Raw genomic sequence first — 15,097 nt, forward strand, 5'->3', positions numbered from 1 at the left:
CACCACTTTTGGAGCGATTGGAGAGATATGGTGGGCACGGCGCCAAGAGCGCCTTTGCCCACCCTACGGGGAGTTCGCTAGGTGAGCGATCCCAAAGCCTCCCGCATGGTCTCGCCCGAGCGTCGCAGTGACGATGTCGGCGACACTGCGCTGCGTCCGCAATCGCTGTCCGACTTCGTCGGCCAGCAGCAGGCGCGCAAGAACCTTTCGATCTTCATCGAGGCGGCGCGAAAGCGCGGCGAGGCGCTGGATCACGTGCTGTTCGTCGGTCCTCCCGGCCTCGGCAAGACCACGCTGGCGCAGATCGTGGCGAAAGAACTCGGCGTCGGCTTTCGTGCGACGTCAGGCCCTGTCATCGCCAAGGCCGGCGATCTCGCCGCCCTGCTCACCAATCTCGAAGAGCGCGACGTGCTCTTCATCGACGAGATCCATCGCCTGAGCCCCGCGGTGGAAGAGGTGCTCTATCCCGCGATGGAGGATTTTCAGCTCGACCTCATCATCGGCGAGGGCCCGGCGGCGCGCTCGGTGAAGATCGAGCTGTCGAAATTCACCCTCGTCGGCGCCACCACGCGCGCAGGCCTCCTCACCAATCCCCTGCGCGACCGCTTCGGCATTCCGGTCCGGCTCAATTTCTACACCATCGAGGAGCTCGAGAGCATCGTCAGCCGCGGCGCGCGCGTGCTCAATGTCGGCATGAGCGCGGACGGCGCCAACGAGATCGCGCGCCGCGCCCGCGGTACGCCGCGCATCGCCGGCCGCCTGCTCCGTCGTGTCCGCGATTTTGCGTCGGCGGCGAATGCCGACACGATCGACCGCAAGATCGCCGACCACGCATTGAGCGCGCTCGAGGTCGACGCCGCGGGTCTCGATGCCATGGACCGCCGCTATCTCTCGACCATCGCGCTCAACTATGGCGGCGGCCCGGTCGGCGTCGAGACCATGGCCGCCGCGCTCTCCGAGCCGCGCGATGCGATCGAGGACATCATCGAGCCTTATCTGATCCAGTGCGGCTATCTCCAGCGCACCCCGCGCGGCCGCCTGCTCACCTCGCATGCCTTCCGCCATCTCGGCCTCGCCGAACCCAATCGCGATGCGGCACAGTTCGGCCTGTTCGGCACCGACGAGAGCGACGACTGATCGCCGCAGCCGATGAACCCGCGGGTTTCATTCGATCACTAATCCGAACGCGCGGCGTGATCGCCGCCGAGGATTGGAGTGGGAAGGAATGGCGCCAGCGGACGATAGCGGATTGCTCGAGACCGTCGCGGCGGCACCGCAGCTGCGCACGCCCGACCAGACCGAGGCCTTCCTCGATTCCCTGCCGATCAGTGAGCTGGCGTCGATGTGGTGCGCGCTCCAGCGCGTCAGCCGGCGCGACCAGGCCGGCAGCATCTGGGCCATCAAACTCTATTTCGACCATTTGCCGCACCGCCTGCCGCAGGCTGCGCTCGATCTGGTGTTGGGGGTGCTGAAGACGGAGGCCGACAAGCCGACGGTGATGCAGCTCAACGACAAATTCCTGCTGGCGCTGCTCTATGCGCACGGCCCGGAGGTGATCGCGCGGATCGAGCGCGAGGCCGCGCACAATGACCGGCTGCGCTGGCTGCTCGGCGGCGTGCATGGTGGCCCTGACGAACCCTTGACGCCCCGCATCGCGCGCATCGCCGACAGCGAGGCCTGGCAGGTTGACCATCTGGCGCAGCGCACGCCGCGCGAGCCGCTCGATTGCGCCAGCATGTCGGTCTCCGAGCTCGCCCACGCCTGGGTCGAGCAATATTCGAGGTCCGATCGCGACCAGGACGACAATCTATTTGCGATCATGGACTTCGAGCGCGACCTGCGCGAGGAAGATCCCGACGGGATGATCGACCTGATCCTCGAGATCGTGAAGATCGAGTCCAATCCGGTGCTGCTGGCCCTGCTGGCCGCTGGTCCCCTCGAAGACGTGATCAGTGTCGGCACGATCGACCGCATCGAGCACGAGGCGAGGATCAACGAACGTTTTCGTGATCTGCTCGGCGGTGTCTGGTATTATAGGGCGTCCGACGAGCTGAAGACGCGGCTGGATGCGCTGGTCGGCGAGAGCCGCTGGTAAGTTTTGTGCAGGCCTCTGCACGCAGCTGCAGACGGCCTGCACGAGCCTACCCCAATTCCGCTCTAATCGGGTCGCATCAAGGAGCAGCATCACCATCGGGCTTCCATGATCACGCGCCGTCATTTCATCCGTTCCATCGGCGGCCTGTCCGCGCTCGGCGTCTCGACCGCTGCCTACGGCGTCGGGATCGAGCCGGTGCTGCGGCTCCGCGTCACCCGCTACCATCCGACCCCGCGACAATGGCCGGCGGATTTTCCGCTGAAGATTGCCGCGATCGCCGACATCCATGCCTGCGATCCCTGGATGTCGCTGGAGCGGATCGAGGGCATCGTCGATCGCACCAACGCGCTCAACCCCGACCTCATCGTGCTGCTCGGCGACTATGTCGCGGGCCTTCACCAGGTCACGCGCTTCATTCCGTCGAGCGAATGGGCGAGGGTGCTGGCGGGCCTGAAGGCGCCGCTCGGCGTCCACGCCGTCATGGGCAATCACGACTATTGGGTCGACAGGGCCGTGCAGCAGGCAGGGCAAGGGCCGACGGTCGCGCACCGCGCGCTGGAGGCGGCCGGCATTCCCGTCTACGAGAACGACGCCGTGCGCCTCAGCAAGGACGGCCGCCCGTTCTGGCTCGCCGGTCTCGGCGATCAGCTCGCCTTTCTGCCGGCGCGGCGTTTCCGCAGCACGGGGCGCTTCGGCGCCGACGATCTCACGGCAACACTCGCCAAGGTCACCGACGACGCGCCCGTGATCCTGCTCGCACACGAGCCCAACATCGCGCCGCGCGTGCCCGCGCGCGTCGCGCTGCAATTGTCCGGCCACACCCATGGCGGCCAGGTCCGCCTGCTCGGCTGGTCGCCGGCTGTTCCGAAGCAGCAGGGGCTGCGGCTTGCCTATGGTCACGTCAGGCTGAAATGCGACGTCATCATCTCCGGCGGCCTCGGCTGTAGCATCATGCCGGTCCGTTTCGGCGTGCCGCCGGAGATCGTCGAGGTCACGTTGGGGCGGGCCGCGCCGGTAGTGTCCTGACCCGCTTGCGCGGACCGCGGTTTTTGCGCAAAACGGAGCGACAGCGACAAGCGAAGAGGCTCGCGACGTGACTGCCCATCTCGACGGCGAGATCCGCGACGGCCGCCACCACATGCAGGTCCGCGTCTACTACGAGGACACGGATTTCTCTGACTTGACGTTATCATAGTAGACGAACGCACTGATCTCTCTCGTCTTGCGTCGATTTTCGGGGAAAAGATTCATGCTAGAAAGGGAAGCGCTGTTCAGGTACGGAGTATATTCGTAGGGCATCCGCTTGCGAACCGGATGCACCACGATGCTGTCGATCAAGTTGCGAAAGGCGACGCGGGTTTCGATGGCCTTCGGATTAATCCTCAGCGCGGTGACCAGTCTCTTGGCCTCCGAATGATATCGGTCACCGAACTTTGGATGGTCGAACGGGATCACGTTTTCGCTGCCACTACCCAGCAGCCGCAAGCGCTCCTTAACGGTTTCCCGTTCCACATCGCACTCATCGATCCGCTTGAGCAACTCATCCGGCTTGCGACGGCTGTTTGCGATGGCATATGACAAGCGTTCGATCTCAGTGGTCAACGTACGGAGTCTACGCTCTAAATTTGCGTGTTCGCTGTTCTTTTTCCGATCGTTCTTACGCTCCTCCTTCCAAGCACGCATCGCCTCTTCAATCGCTTTGGGCGAAAGCAATTTTAATTCCATTTTGCTTGAGACATCCTCAAGTAGCACGTCCATGTCAAAGCTCCGAGTGTGCTCACACGTGCCTCGTTGATGCGCATTGGCGCATGCGGCGCGCGGAGCGCCATTCCTGGAGGATTGAGCGATTCGCATATTCCCGTTGCAGACACCACACCGGAGGACCCCAGCAAGTGGGTGCTCATTATTGCGCGGGATCACAGGACGGCGCCGCGGCTTGCCCGTCGGTCCGAACATATGGATGGCGCGGCCGCTGCGAACCTTCTGCGCCCTGTCCCAAAGCACTTGCGGAACAATCCGCAACTCGGGCTTCTTGACAATGATGTGCCGGTCGTCCGGATTGCGGCGTTTCTGTTTCTTCTGCGTTTCCGGGTTCAGAATTGTTGATCGAACGTTCCAATGTATTTCGCCGATATACAGCTCGTTGCCGATAATGCCGCGACCGTGGCGACCGCCAGTTATGCACTGATGATTCCAGGTCGTGCGACCAGCCTTGTTCTTGTGACGGGTGGCGCCAGGCGAGGGCAAGCCTTGGCGCGTGAGATCGGCCGCAATATCTCGGGTTGAACGCCCCGATACATATTCGGTGAAGATGCGGACCACGATCTTCGCTTCGTTCTCATCGATCACGCGCTCACCGGGCGCGCCCGGCCTTGGCCGGTAACCGTAAGCGTATGAGCCAGGAATTCTTCCACTAGCGACAGCATTATCATGGCCACGCCGAACCTTGTCGGCGAGCTGCGGCTTATAAATCGTGTTGTAGAGACTTGCGATGCTGATGTCGGTGGCAGTCGCGTAAACGCCTTTCTGATCCATCAGCTCAACGCCATTGAACTCGAAAACTTGCTTGAGACGCTGGATGGTTGCGGGATCGCGCGACAGGCGATCGAAATGCTCAACGATCACAACATCAAAATCATGGTTTCGCACGCCATTGAGCAATTGCTGATAGCCGTCCCTCGCATTTTCGGTTAGGCCAGACTTCGCGGCATCAACAAATGCACCGATGACATCTAGGTCGTTGCGTGCCGCGATCTTCCGGCAGAGCAATAGCTGACCGTCAATCGAGGTCGCCTTTTGCATGTCGCTCGAATAGCGGGCGTATAACACGGCCCTCTTTTTTATTGGCCTCGTCATCATGCCCTTCCTCCTTTTGGCTGCTCCAAACCGTCGTTTTCGTCTCGTGCAATCTGCCGTCCGATGGCGCGCGCCAGCTCAAGCCAAACTTCCTCATTGTCAGGATTATCCCAACCCTGAGGGTGGGAAGGATCAAGCGGTCGGATGATCGCCTTCTGCCTCCGAGGCGATCGGATTCGAGTACGCATATGGACCGACCGGCAAACGTTAACGTAAATTGTCGCCCAGCGCGATAGCTGGGCTGTGATCACTTGCGGCGCCTGCTTCTGTTATTCGGAGCGTCGATCGCGCCGGCAGACACCCCCCGCTGATTTCACAATTTTCGTCGGCGTGGTGTTCAGGTTCAGATCGTCCTTCAACCACATCTTTCGTCAGCCTTGGCCGTGCGCCGACAGAAATCACAGAAGGTCCACACTTGACGTTTGCCTCTGGAGTGCTCACGGAAGTCTCGATCTGAGTAATTGTGGGTCCAATCATGTTGACCGCTGCAGCGGTTAATGAAAATGAGAGTTTTCTGGTGTCGCGGTGCTCCACATCGGGCGTTAGCGCATTCCTGCGATACCGGTCGTAGGCGAGAGAATTCTTGCCAAACAAGGCGGAGTAAAAAAACTTGCGCCTGACGGCGACGAAAGTCCGATGCCCGTGTCCATATTTAGCGGTGCAGTTATCCGCTCCGTCTGATGCCAGCGGTTGCCGCAGACGAGACGGCTTCATTGATCAGTGAAATCCGGCGGTCGGCCGACAAATCGTGGCGCACGACGCTAGATGCGGTTGTCCTGATCTGAGTATACGCACGGAGGAATTGCTGAGACGCCGCCTGTTTTAGCCACTACCTTCGACGCTTGGGGAGATATGGAAGACCACAAGGGAGGCCTTCTTCGGCCGGTGCCGCAAAATGCGGTGGAGTCTGAAAAGACAATCTTTTTGCAGGAGCCCATCCAATCGCGAAAATTTTCCACGAACCGGCCTCGCAAGCGCTGATCTTCACCGTGGAAACGCGTCTGATGGGCGATGCGGCGGCTTGTTGCTCCCGGTGGATTGCGTTGCTTCAATCCTTGTCGTCTCCGAGGAAGCGCAGGTCAGCAGATAATCGTTCGCCGCCTTCTGATCGTCGCCCGAACCAAGGAGCCGATTGGCCGCCGGCAGGGCACTCACAGCGGTGAGCGAGTAAGCAGTACCTGCTCTCCATTGTCCCCCACGTCCTCTATACAAGCCTTATTGCCGGCCTGGTCGGCGTGTTCTACTGGGGTCTCCCCGGACTCTGACACCATTGATTGGTGTGCTGTTCCCGGAAGTGGTGCGAGTGACTGTCTTCGTCGCCTCCGCCATCACGGGCGTCCTGACGCTGCGAGTTGAACCGACTAACGGGTAGTGTCTCAGTTTGAAATTTAGCGAGACTTTGTCGGGGGGCGCGGATGAAAAAGAGGAACTTTCTCAGTGACCGTCAATCTCGCGCATGAGCAGGTAGCGCCGTAGCACTGCCGCCGCCTCCTGCTCTGAGACTCCGCTCGTTTGCTTGCTGGGCTGGCCGTCGATGATCGGCGAGTAGGCTGCCGCCTGCCTGACCGCGTGAAGGTAGAGCTGGCTCCGGAAATCTGGACAGGGCGGTAAGTGGAGTTTCTGCCTGACGGCGGGCAAGATTGTCCCGCGAATCAGGAGAGACGATGAGCAGACGAGCCCGCCGGCAACACGCACCGGCATTCAAGGCCAAGGTGGCGTTAGCGGCGATCAAGGGCGAGATGACGCTGGCCCAGCTGGCTGAGCATTTCGACGTGCACCCGAACCAGATCACGCAGTGGAAGTCCCAGCTTCAGGAGGCGGCGGCCGAGGTGTTTGGTCCTGGCGGTGGCAACAGAGCGAGCGAGTCCGCGGTAGACGTGAAAACGCTGCACGCCAAGATCGGGGAGCTGACGCTTGAGAACGATTTTTTAGAAGGCGCGCTCAGCAAAGCCGGCCTGCTGAGCGCAAAGCGATGATCGACCGTGAGCACGACCTGCCGATCACCAAACAGGCGGAAGTTTTGAAGATCAGCCGTGGCAGTATCTATTATCTACCACGTCCGGTGTCGCCCGCCGACCTCGCGATCATGCAGCGGCTTGACCGGCTGCACCTGGAGTTTCCTTTCGCCGGTTCGCGAATGTTGCGAGACCTGCTGGCTGCCGAGGGGTGCAAGATCGGCCGCCGGCATGTCAAAACGCTGATGCGGCGGATGGGGATAGAGGCGCTCTATCGCCGGCCGCGTACCACCAAGCCCGAACCCGGGCACAAGATCTATCCGTATCTGCTGCGCGGGATGGAGATCACAGGCCCGAACCAGGTCTGGGCGATGGACATCACCTACATCCCGATGGCGCGCGGCTTCGTCTATCTCGCGGTGGTGCTGGACTGGTTCAGCCGCCGGGTGCTGTCGTGGCGCGTCTCGATCACTATGGAAGCCGCATTCTGCGTCGAGACGCTGGAGGACGCTCTCGCTCGCCATGGCAAGCCGGACATCTTCAATACCGACCAAGGCTCGCAGTTCACGGGCGCCGCGTTCACCGGCATGCTCGCCAGTCATGGCATCGCCATCAGCATGGACGGTCGGGGCGCCTGGCGCGACAACGTGTTCGTCGAGCGTCTGTGGCGCAGCATCAAATACGAAGAGGTCTATCTGCGCGCCTACGACACCGTGTCCGACGCCCGCGCCTCGATCGGCCGATACCTCGCCTTTTACAATGGCCGGCGTCCCCACTCGAGCCTTGACGGCGGCACCCCCGATCAAGCTTACTTCAGCCCGCTGCCGTTCCGCGCGGCAGCCTAACTCTGGCAGAAACTCCACTTATCGACGCGGAATTGCTGTTCAGATAACCGGGGCCAGCTCTGGTGCCGCATCTCGTCATCGGTCATGCGCCGGTTGAAGTAGAAGCAAAGCGTCTTCTCGCTTTCGGCATCGCGGCCAGCGGCGGGGCAGCGCAGCGGCTCCTGTTTCGCGCCGCTGACAAGCCGCAGCGCGGGCCCGGGGTGCGGTGTTCCGGTCTTGGGGGTGTCGGACACGGGACGATCTCTCTCAACGTGTGGGTGAGGCTACGGGCGGAGTTTTGGGCAGGCGGCAGGCGCGCTTCTCCGCATCCACGGCGATCGCCGAGAGCGTTTCGTTCTGATCAATGAGAAGAGAGATCGCCTTCGTCGCCCAGTCCTCGTAGGTCAGGGTGCCGGTTTCCCACAAGAAGACAAGCGCGCGGGCGACCGCGTTATGGCGGGATAGTTCCTGCAGCTTGCAGAAAAGCTCGGCGTTCATTTGTACGGGCATGATCTTCTCTTCGTCAGTGTCGGGGTTTTCAGTCGACACTAGTCCAAGCAATGCCGGCTCGAGTCTGTCGGCGCGATCTTTCGTGATCTCACGTTCGGCACGCGACACGCGCTCACCGAGTTCGCCGAGGGCTTTTCGCTGCCTAGCGAGCTGCTTCTGCAGATACGCCATGCTGATCTATGCTCGCTCTGCTTTGTCATCGCGGGCGATCCTGCGTCAGTCGTCGGTGTGTGAGCCGAGTATGCGGAGCCGGAGCATCTCCTTCGTTTCTGCCATCGTTTCGGGGCATTTAACACCACAACCGGTTCCATAATCGGCGCCGATGGGCCACCTTTTGCCGTCTTTCTGCATGATCGGCGGAGGGTTAATAAACCCGGGTGGCGCTCACCCTCATCTGGCGGTCCTTGCAGTTTTTCCAGTTGCGCCGGGTCCCAACGAAATCCCTTCAGGCGATAGGGCGGCGCGCGCGGGATTTCGGAGGCACAATGGTGGACCCAGTAGCTGCAACTCTCTGGTGCTTTTCGTGGTCTGTTTCAAAAACCGCTTGCATCTCGCGGGGCGTCCACAGATGGGTTCACGGCCTTCTGTAATGGGCCCGATGATGTCAAGCCTCCCGAGTGAACGTCTCGTCGCCGAGCTCATGCTTCTGTCCGTGGTCAACGCCTGGCCGCCACATCATGCTGTCAGAGGGAGCGGTGAGCCTATCTAGATGCGCGGGGTTCGTCAGATGACGACCACTGGCCGTGTAACGGCTTCACCGGATCCACCGTCCCGGCGACGGGACTTCGGGCACCGAGCTTCAGTTCAGCTCGGTTGCGTTCTTGATCTCCTAGACGTTTTCTATGCTGCGATCGGGCCGGCGTCAGTCCATCGGTAAGTTGTGCCGTCGATCCAGATCCGATGCAGGATCACTGCGAGCTTGCGTGCCAGGGCGACCTTTGCGCGCTTTGAGCCTCGCCGCTTGGCGACGTCCATCCCCCAGCGCTTGAGTTTTGAGAACCGCGTGATGCGCGACAGCAGAACATTGGCGGCTTCATACAACACCGTGCGCACCGTCTCGTCGCCGGCCAACGTGATCCCGCCTGTGACGTCCTTTTCTCCCGATTGATATTTCTTTGGCGTAAGCCCGAACAGCGCGCCTGCCGCCTTCGATTTTACGATGCGATGAGGGGCATCAATCGCCGATTTGTAGGTAACAGCCACCAGGGGGCCAACGCCCGGTACTGTCATCAGCCGGCGACAGACTGCATCGTCACGCACAATTGCCAGTACAGCCTTGTGCAGCCTTCCGTACTCTGCCTTCAAGGCCGATCGTGCCGAAAGCATCGCACTGGCAATACGCTCCAATGTCGCTTGCCCCGCAACCAACTCTCGGATCCGCGCTTCGAAACTCCTCCGCGTCACCGGGCCAACCTTCAGCCCGAAGCCGCGCAAAATCCCTCGGATACTTAATTCCACATCGATAAGTCGCCCGAGAAGCTGTTTGCGTGCGATCAGGAGTGCCCGGATCTCCTGGGCGCCGACCGACTTCGCGTGTACCGGCTGGAACCATCCCATCCGGATCAACTGGGCGATCCCGCGGGCATCCTTGCGATCAGTCTTCACCGTCATTGCAGACAATGCGGCCTTAACATGTCGCGTCTCGAGCAGGACTGCCTCGAGCCCCGCTCCTTTCAAGCCTGCATGCAGCCATTGCGACAGCGGCCCCGCTTCCAGCCCAATTCGCTTTGCTGCAAAGCCAAGCCTCTCGAAAAACTCGACTAAGGCGTCGGGTTCGCTCGCGACCTTCGCTTCCTTCAGGATCTTACCCTGGGCATCCACAACGCACACGCTCGACAGTTCCAATGACACGTCGATTCCGGCATAGTTCTCCACGGCTGTCCTCCGTCTCTAGATGCTTGGGGCCGACTCAAGTCGTGACCCCGTTTCATCATCTATCGGGGGACAGCCACCATCATGACCCCTTGCTCGAAGCAGGGCCCATTACGGCATCTAGTTCTACTTGGTGGGAAACAGGCTCTCCACGATTCGAAAGTCAGAAAGTTATTCGTCACGCAATCGCGCGAGACATCGGCACGACCACGCCGTCCGCAGCGCGCTTGCCATCGCAGAACGCGGCCCAATCAGCCATCATCGTGCGCCGCTTCGACCGCGCCGATATAGGTCTTGATGGACATGGTGCAATCGGGGTTCTTCGAAATCGTGCCTGACGGTGGCGTTGCAGGCAAGTCTAACTAGGGAAAACGAGCCCTCCCTCAATCGGCTCGGTGGTCCCACAACTCGGGGCGGCTGCCCCGGCAGATGATACGTCAGTAGTGGCCGAGACGTCTGATTTGGAAGCGCTGTCACACGCTTACGTAATAGGCCTCACCTCGGTCCCTGCGTGTAACGACCACGCAGGTTGTACCCCGCAGCAGAGGTTGAGCACTCGCCAGATCTTTTGCTAAGCGTTCTGCCGCACGGAAGGCTTGCAGCTCGTCTTCGAATGCTAACCCGCCGGGGTCGTCGACATTCTGCTTGCCTGCCAGATTAAAGTAGAAACGGGCCATTCGTTCGCTTCGTTGCCCCACGGGAATAATGATAGTATTGGGCAATTAAGCAGAAGTTCTCTGATGTAGGGCCTCATGATGCCGAAATTCTGCGAATGATTGGCAAAATGCGAAGCGCTTCCGTGCGTGGGCTTTGGAACGGATTGAGCCCGCACGAATTGCTGCCGACGCCGAGAACGCCTCGTTCTATGGTCCAGAGATGCAGTGCTATTTGTTCTGCTCGGCTGCGCTGGCCGAAACCGCTGCAAAGCGGATGCTGCGTCCTATCGGCTGGCGAAGGCTGTCTGCCAAGACGTCACCACGTTTCATGGCACAGAGCGAGATACGTTATCGATCGGATTCCACGGGGCGCGACAACACGGCCGGACCCAAGCTGATTGAGCAGAAAGACGGCGGATCACAACCATCAAACGCTGCTAAGCGTCATGGTTGCAATGCTAAAGTGCCTCGCCGACCGGCTGGGGGAACAACGTGGTTAAGGCAATTCGTAACACCGTCATGGCACTTACTTTTGTCGGCGTCGCCGGCAGCAACATGTTTTGGAATTTCATGAATGATTATATCGCCTGCGGCCTTGCGCTGGCGGCTTCAGTCACCGCCGGCTTTTGCGTTGAGCGCGTCTTCATCGAGCGGTCCCGTCGCGAGATGATCCGCCTCCACGGCGCGGACTGGCATTCGGCGGAGGACCGACAGCCCGGCGCATGAACGCCACTCCTCGCACGCTCGTCATCTTCATCATTGGATTCTTCGCATTCGATCCCAGGGACCTGCCCTGATGACAAAGCCGTCCCAGCCATTCCGGATCGCTCGCGTCGAGCGGCTAGTGGAGCTGCTTGAGGCAGACTACAGAATGGCAGTTGATCCGAATACCAGTGAGAGCAACACGAAATCGGAGGCGTCCGATCCGGAGGTGCTTGATTGCCAAGTGCTACCCGGTCCTGATCCAGGAGGATGCGAGCAGGCGCCTTCGTTGCGAGCGAACCCTACGGCATGGAGGTCTCGACCAAGGCGGTCGGCACGCCCGAGGAAGCGATAACGATCTGGAACGGCGACCGCCACAAGCTGACCCCGACGTAATCGAGCTACGCAATGACCAAGGGGCCGCGCTTGGCTAGAGCTGGTTTGTGCAGCAGCGCCAGGAGTGGATTCGGAAACCTTGCGCGTGTTCGGCTTCATCAACCGCGAGCACAAAGTCAAAATCTCGACGCCGCAGGGCTCGAGCGACGTGCAGTTGTTTCAGCGGCGGCGTTCGGGCGTGATATATTTCAGCACTTCCGCCAAGCGCTACCAGCCGGTGATCGAGTTTGCCTCCGGCATCGAGCCGGTGCAGCTGAGAAGGAGAGACGACCGTCAAGGCGCCGCGTTCGTCGAGAGAGTTGGCCGTCAGGGCGATGTGGACGGACTGCAAGTGATCCTTGGTCTTGGGCATGAGGAGCAGTGATAAGCGCTTCCTCCTTGGGCCACGTGACCTGGTTATCCACGCCGATCTGGAGAGGTGGGAGCCGTTGCGGACGCAGAGTGTTTCCGGCAACACTCCTGCTCGGCTTCCTCGGGGGCGTACTCTGAGGCGTCGCCGTCAAGCAGCGCGAAAAAGCGCGCGGGCAGCTCACACTCCCGAGCCAGCCGGCGAAAGTACTCTTGAGTAAACGACATTTCGCCCAATGCCGGCCCGCCCATCCGGTTGCGGTCAGGATCGAAATCCACTTCGCGCCCCATTGAGAGGAGCGAGACAGCTTCCCTTGGTACAAAATAGGCGCGCCGCTTTTCTCCGTTGCGGTGGTAGACTAGGCCTGCACCAATGGGCCTCACAACTCGCCGGCGCGGCGACGGCATTGCTTGCTGGCGTTGCCGTCGCAAATGCGAGCCACTGCTCTCGCAAGAATGTGCTCGGCACGTCGCGCGTGATCGCTGTCGATGCGAAGGAATATCCACGCGTCGGGCGACGCGCGATACGCCAAGCTCGATGCCGGTCTGAACCCTCAAAGTTCCGGCTATAAAATAGGAGCCTCGCCCCTATGGAGATAGGGGCGAGGCTGCTCCCTGCCCCCGGCGGGAGCCGCGCTGCAAAGAACAGCGCGCTACGGCGCAACGTTCGTTTCCCTCCGGGGCTGGTCGTTCGGTGGGCCGACAGAGACTCACGCGCGTTCCGATTTTCGGTCCTCGGCGGCTCTTACGACGTTGCGCAACGCAATTTCAGAAAGGCGAATAACCAGCTGTTTGAGACGAGCAATCTGTTGCTTGCAGTGCTCCAGTTCGAGCTGTTCGTCCGTCATCACAGATACTTCATGGCGATTTCCGTTGTCGTCATGATTCATATCGAACCTTTTCCGAGCAAGTGAGTACGAACGAAGAGTTTCCCTGTGCTCGCCAACCATTAATAGTCAAATCAGGGCGGCGGCGACAAACACAGCACGGGACGTACGAACGATCCCGTTACTCGCCCGAGCGTGTTGCTTCGGCCACAGATTTGAACGTTATGTACAAAATATCGTCCGCTCGGCTATGACTCTCGTGCTTTACGCAGCGGTCGCATCGCATTCTCCCCCATTAGAAGCTCGGAATCGCGCCCATGCCCCTTTTCCGGATATTGAATGAGACCTATTGCAAAATGCCTCGACACCGGAACTCTACTTTAACGCTGTACTGCGCCGAATTCGCATGCGGGATGCTATCAAGGCCTCTATCGCTTTGGTGCTTCCATCTCGGAGGGGGCGGGCACTTCCAAGCCCGGCGCAGCAGAACCTTGAAAACGTATTGATCAAATCTAGAAACTTATTGGGCGTCAGTTGCGATCGCAAACGCGACCGTCATTAACGAGAGGTGTGTGGGGTGTGCATCGAGATTGTTTGTTCCTGAATAGTGGCGAAGCTCCGCTTGACGATTATTCTCGAGCTTTCGAGCGAGCAGTACCTAATTATTCTAACACTGTGAGCGCGCTCGCCGAGCTGCGCTCGATTGAAACCCGGAGGCGCCATTCAACCCAGCCCAGCGCTTAAGTATTCATTACATTGGCCTCGGATTCTTGCGCTTGCAGCTAGCTTGATCAGTGGGTCGGCATAGTTTGCTGATCTGGAGGCTTGTTTGACATTCGGCAGTTGGCGCGAGTGGCAGCGGGGCAAACGGTCGACTGTCAGGCAACATCGGCAACCGTTCAGACGGGCGCCTTCCTGCCGATAACAGAGACGCAACTGCGCAGCAGGCCGAAACCACAAAAATGGTCGATCGCTTAGCCCTTCTCGCGACGGTACTGATCACTCCATCAAAGCTGGTCTCGATCTGTAAAGACGGAGTGGCAGATTGGGGAAGCACTTGTCGGATCGATGTAGCCAAGCTGAGAAACGTTGTCGCGATTGCGGAAGCTGGCGATAAGAGAAGTTCACTTCCTCGATGAAGTCGACGCTTCGGCGACCAACATGTGCCATCATAAAGCGGATCGCCGGCCGGTTTGACCACCTGCAATCTGCTACGGGCCTGTTCGGCTGCCTATTGCAATTATCGCCTGATCCGGTCGTCCGGCCATGAATGCACGGTGGCGGCGTCTCTGATCCTAAGGAAGCCTAGCGATCTGGTGAAGACGAACCGCCGGGACGCTGTTTCTCGCCCGAGTGCTACTCGCCGGCGAGGAAGCGTCCGGTCCCTGCACGTCGCGCAGCTCTGACAAGATTTCCCCAGCTTCCACGGCAGCAGTTCAACGAGGACGGTTGATCGAGTGTTCCGTCAACCATGCGGGGGTGACGGGTCATGCAGGTAGGCGGAGCCCAAACTCCCTAGCGTGCAGGTTTATGGCCACTGCCGAACTATCCCGAACCGTTCTCCAGGAGATATTGTGAGAGCACACGATGATCCCGATACTCTGCGGGAAATCCTTAGAAGGCCAGCAGGGGGCCTATCCTCGACCGGGCATCCGACCGCGCGGCCGTGTTCGGCGCGATACTCCTCGGGCGAGATGTCGATCGCCAACGCCGAGATCGCCACCTGCACCCGCCTGAGACTAGTAACTGGACGACGAGAGGTTCACCGCGACTTTACAAAGTGTGCGCGTATTTGTACGTTCCGTACAAAGTTTTGGCGCCACACCAAACGGATTCTCGAATGAGATTCTGCCGGCTTTAACAAATTGCCGGTAAATCCCGAGCGTTAGATCTTAGAAAGAGCTGGCCCCGGTTGTTTGGACAGCGCCCCGCTGGATTTAAGTGGATTCCTGCCGGGTTATGCTGAACGCGGGGCTTTACGATTTTGTCGTTGCGTCGGGAGGGCGTAGCCCGACCAGAGCGACGACAAAATCGTCGGCGACGGTCATGCGGCCAT

The 15,097-nt window shown here is 60.1% G+C and carries 13 protein-coding genes and 1 pseudogene; 8 read left to right on the forward strand and 6 right to left on the reverse strand.

Annotated elements, in window-relative coordinates; translation table 11 throughout:
* Window positions 1–81: 81 nt before the first annotated feature.
* From ruvB to IQ16_RS47070, 4 genes and pseudogenes are all read left to right on the forward strand, one after another.
* Window positions 82–1,137, forward strand: a complete 1,056-nt coding sequence (ruvB, locus tag IQ16_RS42145) for a Holliday junction branch migration DNA helicase RuvB (protein WP_018646709.1) — start codon at window positions 82–84, stop codon at window positions 1,135–1,137.
* An 88-nt stretch (window positions 1,138–1,225) separates the two neighbouring features.
* Entirely contained in the window at window positions 1,226–2,095 is an 870-nt protein-coding gene (locus IQ16_RS42150; protein WP_018646710.1) for a DUF6869 domain-containing protein, read from the forward strand.
* Between the two features lie 105 nt (window positions 2,096–2,200).
* On the forward strand, window positions 2,201–3,121 hold the full coding sequence (locus IQ16_RS42155; protein WP_018646711.1) for a metallophosphoesterase: 921 nt from the start codon (window positions 2,201–2,203) through the stop codon (window positions 3,119–3,121).
* A 76-nt stretch (window positions 3,122–3,197) separates the two neighbouring features.
* A pseudogene (locus tag IQ16_RS47070) lies at window positions 3,198–3,278 on the forward strand (acyl-CoA thioester hydrolase); the annotation flags it as partial.
* Here the strand turns inward: IQ16_RS47070 and IQ16_RS42165 are convergent.
* Window positions 3,251–4,954 (reverse strand): recombinase family protein, encoded by a 1,704-nt coding sequence (locus tag IQ16_RS42165; RefSeq protein ID WP_011084356.1) that lies wholly within the window; start codon window positions 4,952–4,954, stop codon window positions 3,251–3,253. The pseudogene IQ16_RS47070 and the gene IQ16_RS42165 overlap by 28 nt on opposite strands.
* 1,661 nt (window positions 4,955–6,615) lie before the next feature.
* On the opposite strand from IQ16_RS42165, the gene IQ16_RS42175 reads away from it, so the two are divergent.
* Window positions 6,616–7,751, forward strand: a protein-coding gene (locus IQ16_RS42175) for an IS3-like element ISBj3 family transposase (protein ID WP_085973330.1) whose coding sequence is annotated in 2 segments (ribosomal slippage) — window positions 6,616–6,874 and window positions 6,874–7,751 — 1,137 coding nt in all. Because the reading frame shifts where the segments join, the coding sequence is not laid out codon by codon here.
* Here IQ16_RS42175 and IQ16_RS42180 read toward each other — a convergent pair.
* The 4 genes from IQ16_RS42180 to IQ16_RS42200 form a co-directional block, all read right to left on the reverse strand.
* Window positions 7,748–7,984: a hypothetical protein gene (locus IQ16_RS42180; RefSeq protein ID WP_018646715.1), complete on the reverse strand. Its 237-nt coding sequence runs from the start codon at window positions 7,982–7,984 to the stop codon at window positions 7,748–7,750. The two genes, IQ16_RS42175 and IQ16_RS42180, sit on opposite strands and share 4 nt — an antisense overlap.
* Window positions 7,985–7,997: 13 nt before the next feature.
* Window positions 7,998–8,411: a hypothetical protein gene (locus IQ16_RS42185; RefSeq protein WP_011084360.1), complete on the reverse strand. Its 414-nt coding sequence runs from the start codon at window positions 8,409–8,411 to the stop codon at window positions 7,998–8,000.
* A gap of 669 nt (window positions 8,412–9,080) precedes the next feature.
* The gene (locus IQ16_RS42190; RefSeq protein WP_011084361.1) at window positions 9,081–10,115 is read right to left on the reverse strand and encodes an IS110 family RNA-guided transposase; all 1,035 of its coding nucleotides are present in this window, start codon (window positions 10,113–10,115) and stop codon (window positions 9,081–9,083) included.
* Between the two features lie 470 nt (window positions 10,116–10,585).
* Entirely contained in the window at window positions 10,586–10,789 is a 204-nt protein-coding gene (locus IQ16_RS42200; RefSeq protein WP_131233107.1) for a DUF6894 family protein, read from the reverse strand.
* A 498-nt stretch (window positions 10,790–11,287) separates the two neighbouring features.
* Between IQ16_RS42200 and IQ16_RS42205 the strand changes: the two genes are divergently transcribed.
* From IQ16_RS42205 to IQ16_RS42210, 3 genes are all read left to right on the forward strand, one after another.
* On the forward strand, window positions 11,288–11,494 hold the full coding sequence (locus IQ16_RS42205; protein WP_202557308.1) for a hypothetical protein: 207 nt from the start codon (window positions 11,288–11,290) through the stop codon (window positions 11,492–11,494).
* 246 nt (window positions 11,495–11,740) lie between these two features.
* Window positions 11,741–11,866, forward strand: coding sequence for a hypothetical protein (locus tag IQ16_RS47425; RefSeq protein ID WP_018646717.1), 126 nt, complete (start codon window positions 11,741–11,743; stop codon window positions 11,864–11,866).
* 64 nt (window positions 11,867–11,930) lie between these two features.
* Window positions 11,931–12,230 carry a hypothetical protein gene (locus tag IQ16_RS42210; RefSeq protein ID WP_018646718.1) on the forward strand — a complete coding sequence of 100 codons (300 nt, stop codon included), beginning with the start codon at window positions 11,931–11,933 and terminating at the stop codon, window positions 12,228–12,230.
* Window positions 12,231–12,924: 694 nt separating this feature from the next.
* Here IQ16_RS42210 and IQ16_RS42215 read toward each other — a convergent pair.
* Entirely contained in the window at window positions 12,925–13,104 is a 180-nt protein-coding gene (locus tag IQ16_RS42215) for a hypothetical protein (RefSeq protein WP_074077659.1), read from the reverse strand.
* Between the last annotated feature and the right edge of the window lie 1,993 nt (window positions 13,105–15,097).

It is taken from the genome of Bradyrhizobium huanghuaihaiense, assembly GCF_007830635.1.
Classification (GTDB): Bacteria; Pseudomonadota; Alphaproteobacteria; order Rhizobiales; family Xanthobacteraceae; genus Bradyrhizobium; species Bradyrhizobium huanghuaihaiense.

Bases quoted from the DNA above. Each gene is read 5' to 3' on its own strand.
- IQ16_RS42150 (WP_018646710.1), top strand. From the start codon at position 1,226: ATGGCGCCAGCGGACGATAGCGGATTGCTCGAGACCGTCGCGGCGGCA.
- IQ16_RS42205 (WP_202557308.1), top strand. From the start codon at position 11,288: ATGGCACTTACTTTTGTCGGCGTCGCCGGCAGCAACATGTTTTGGAAT.
- IQ16_RS42155 (WP_018646711.1), top strand. From the start codon at position 2,201: ATGATCACGCGCCGTCATTTCATCCGTTCCATCGGCGGCCTGTCCGCG.
- IQ16_RS42215 (WP_074077659.1), bottom strand. From the start codon at position 13,104: ATGAATCATGACGACAACGGAAATCGCCATGAAGTATCTGTGATGACG.
- IQ16_RS42200 (WP_131233107.1), bottom strand. From the start codon at position 10,789: ATGGCCCGTTTCTACTTTAATCTGGCAGGCAAGCAGAATGTCGACGAC.
- IQ16_RS42165 (WP_011084356.1), bottom strand. From the start codon at position 4,954: ATGATGACGAGGCCAATAAAAAAGAGGGCCGTGTTATACGCCCGCTAT.
- IQ16_RS42185 (WP_011084360.1), bottom strand. From the start codon at position 8,411: ATGGCGTATCTGCAGAAGCAGCTCGCTAGGCAGCGAAAAGCCCTCGGC.
- IQ16_RS47425 (WP_018646717.1), top strand. From the start codon at position 11,741: ATGCGAGCAGGCGCCTTCGTTGCGAGCGAACCCTACGGCATGGAGGTC.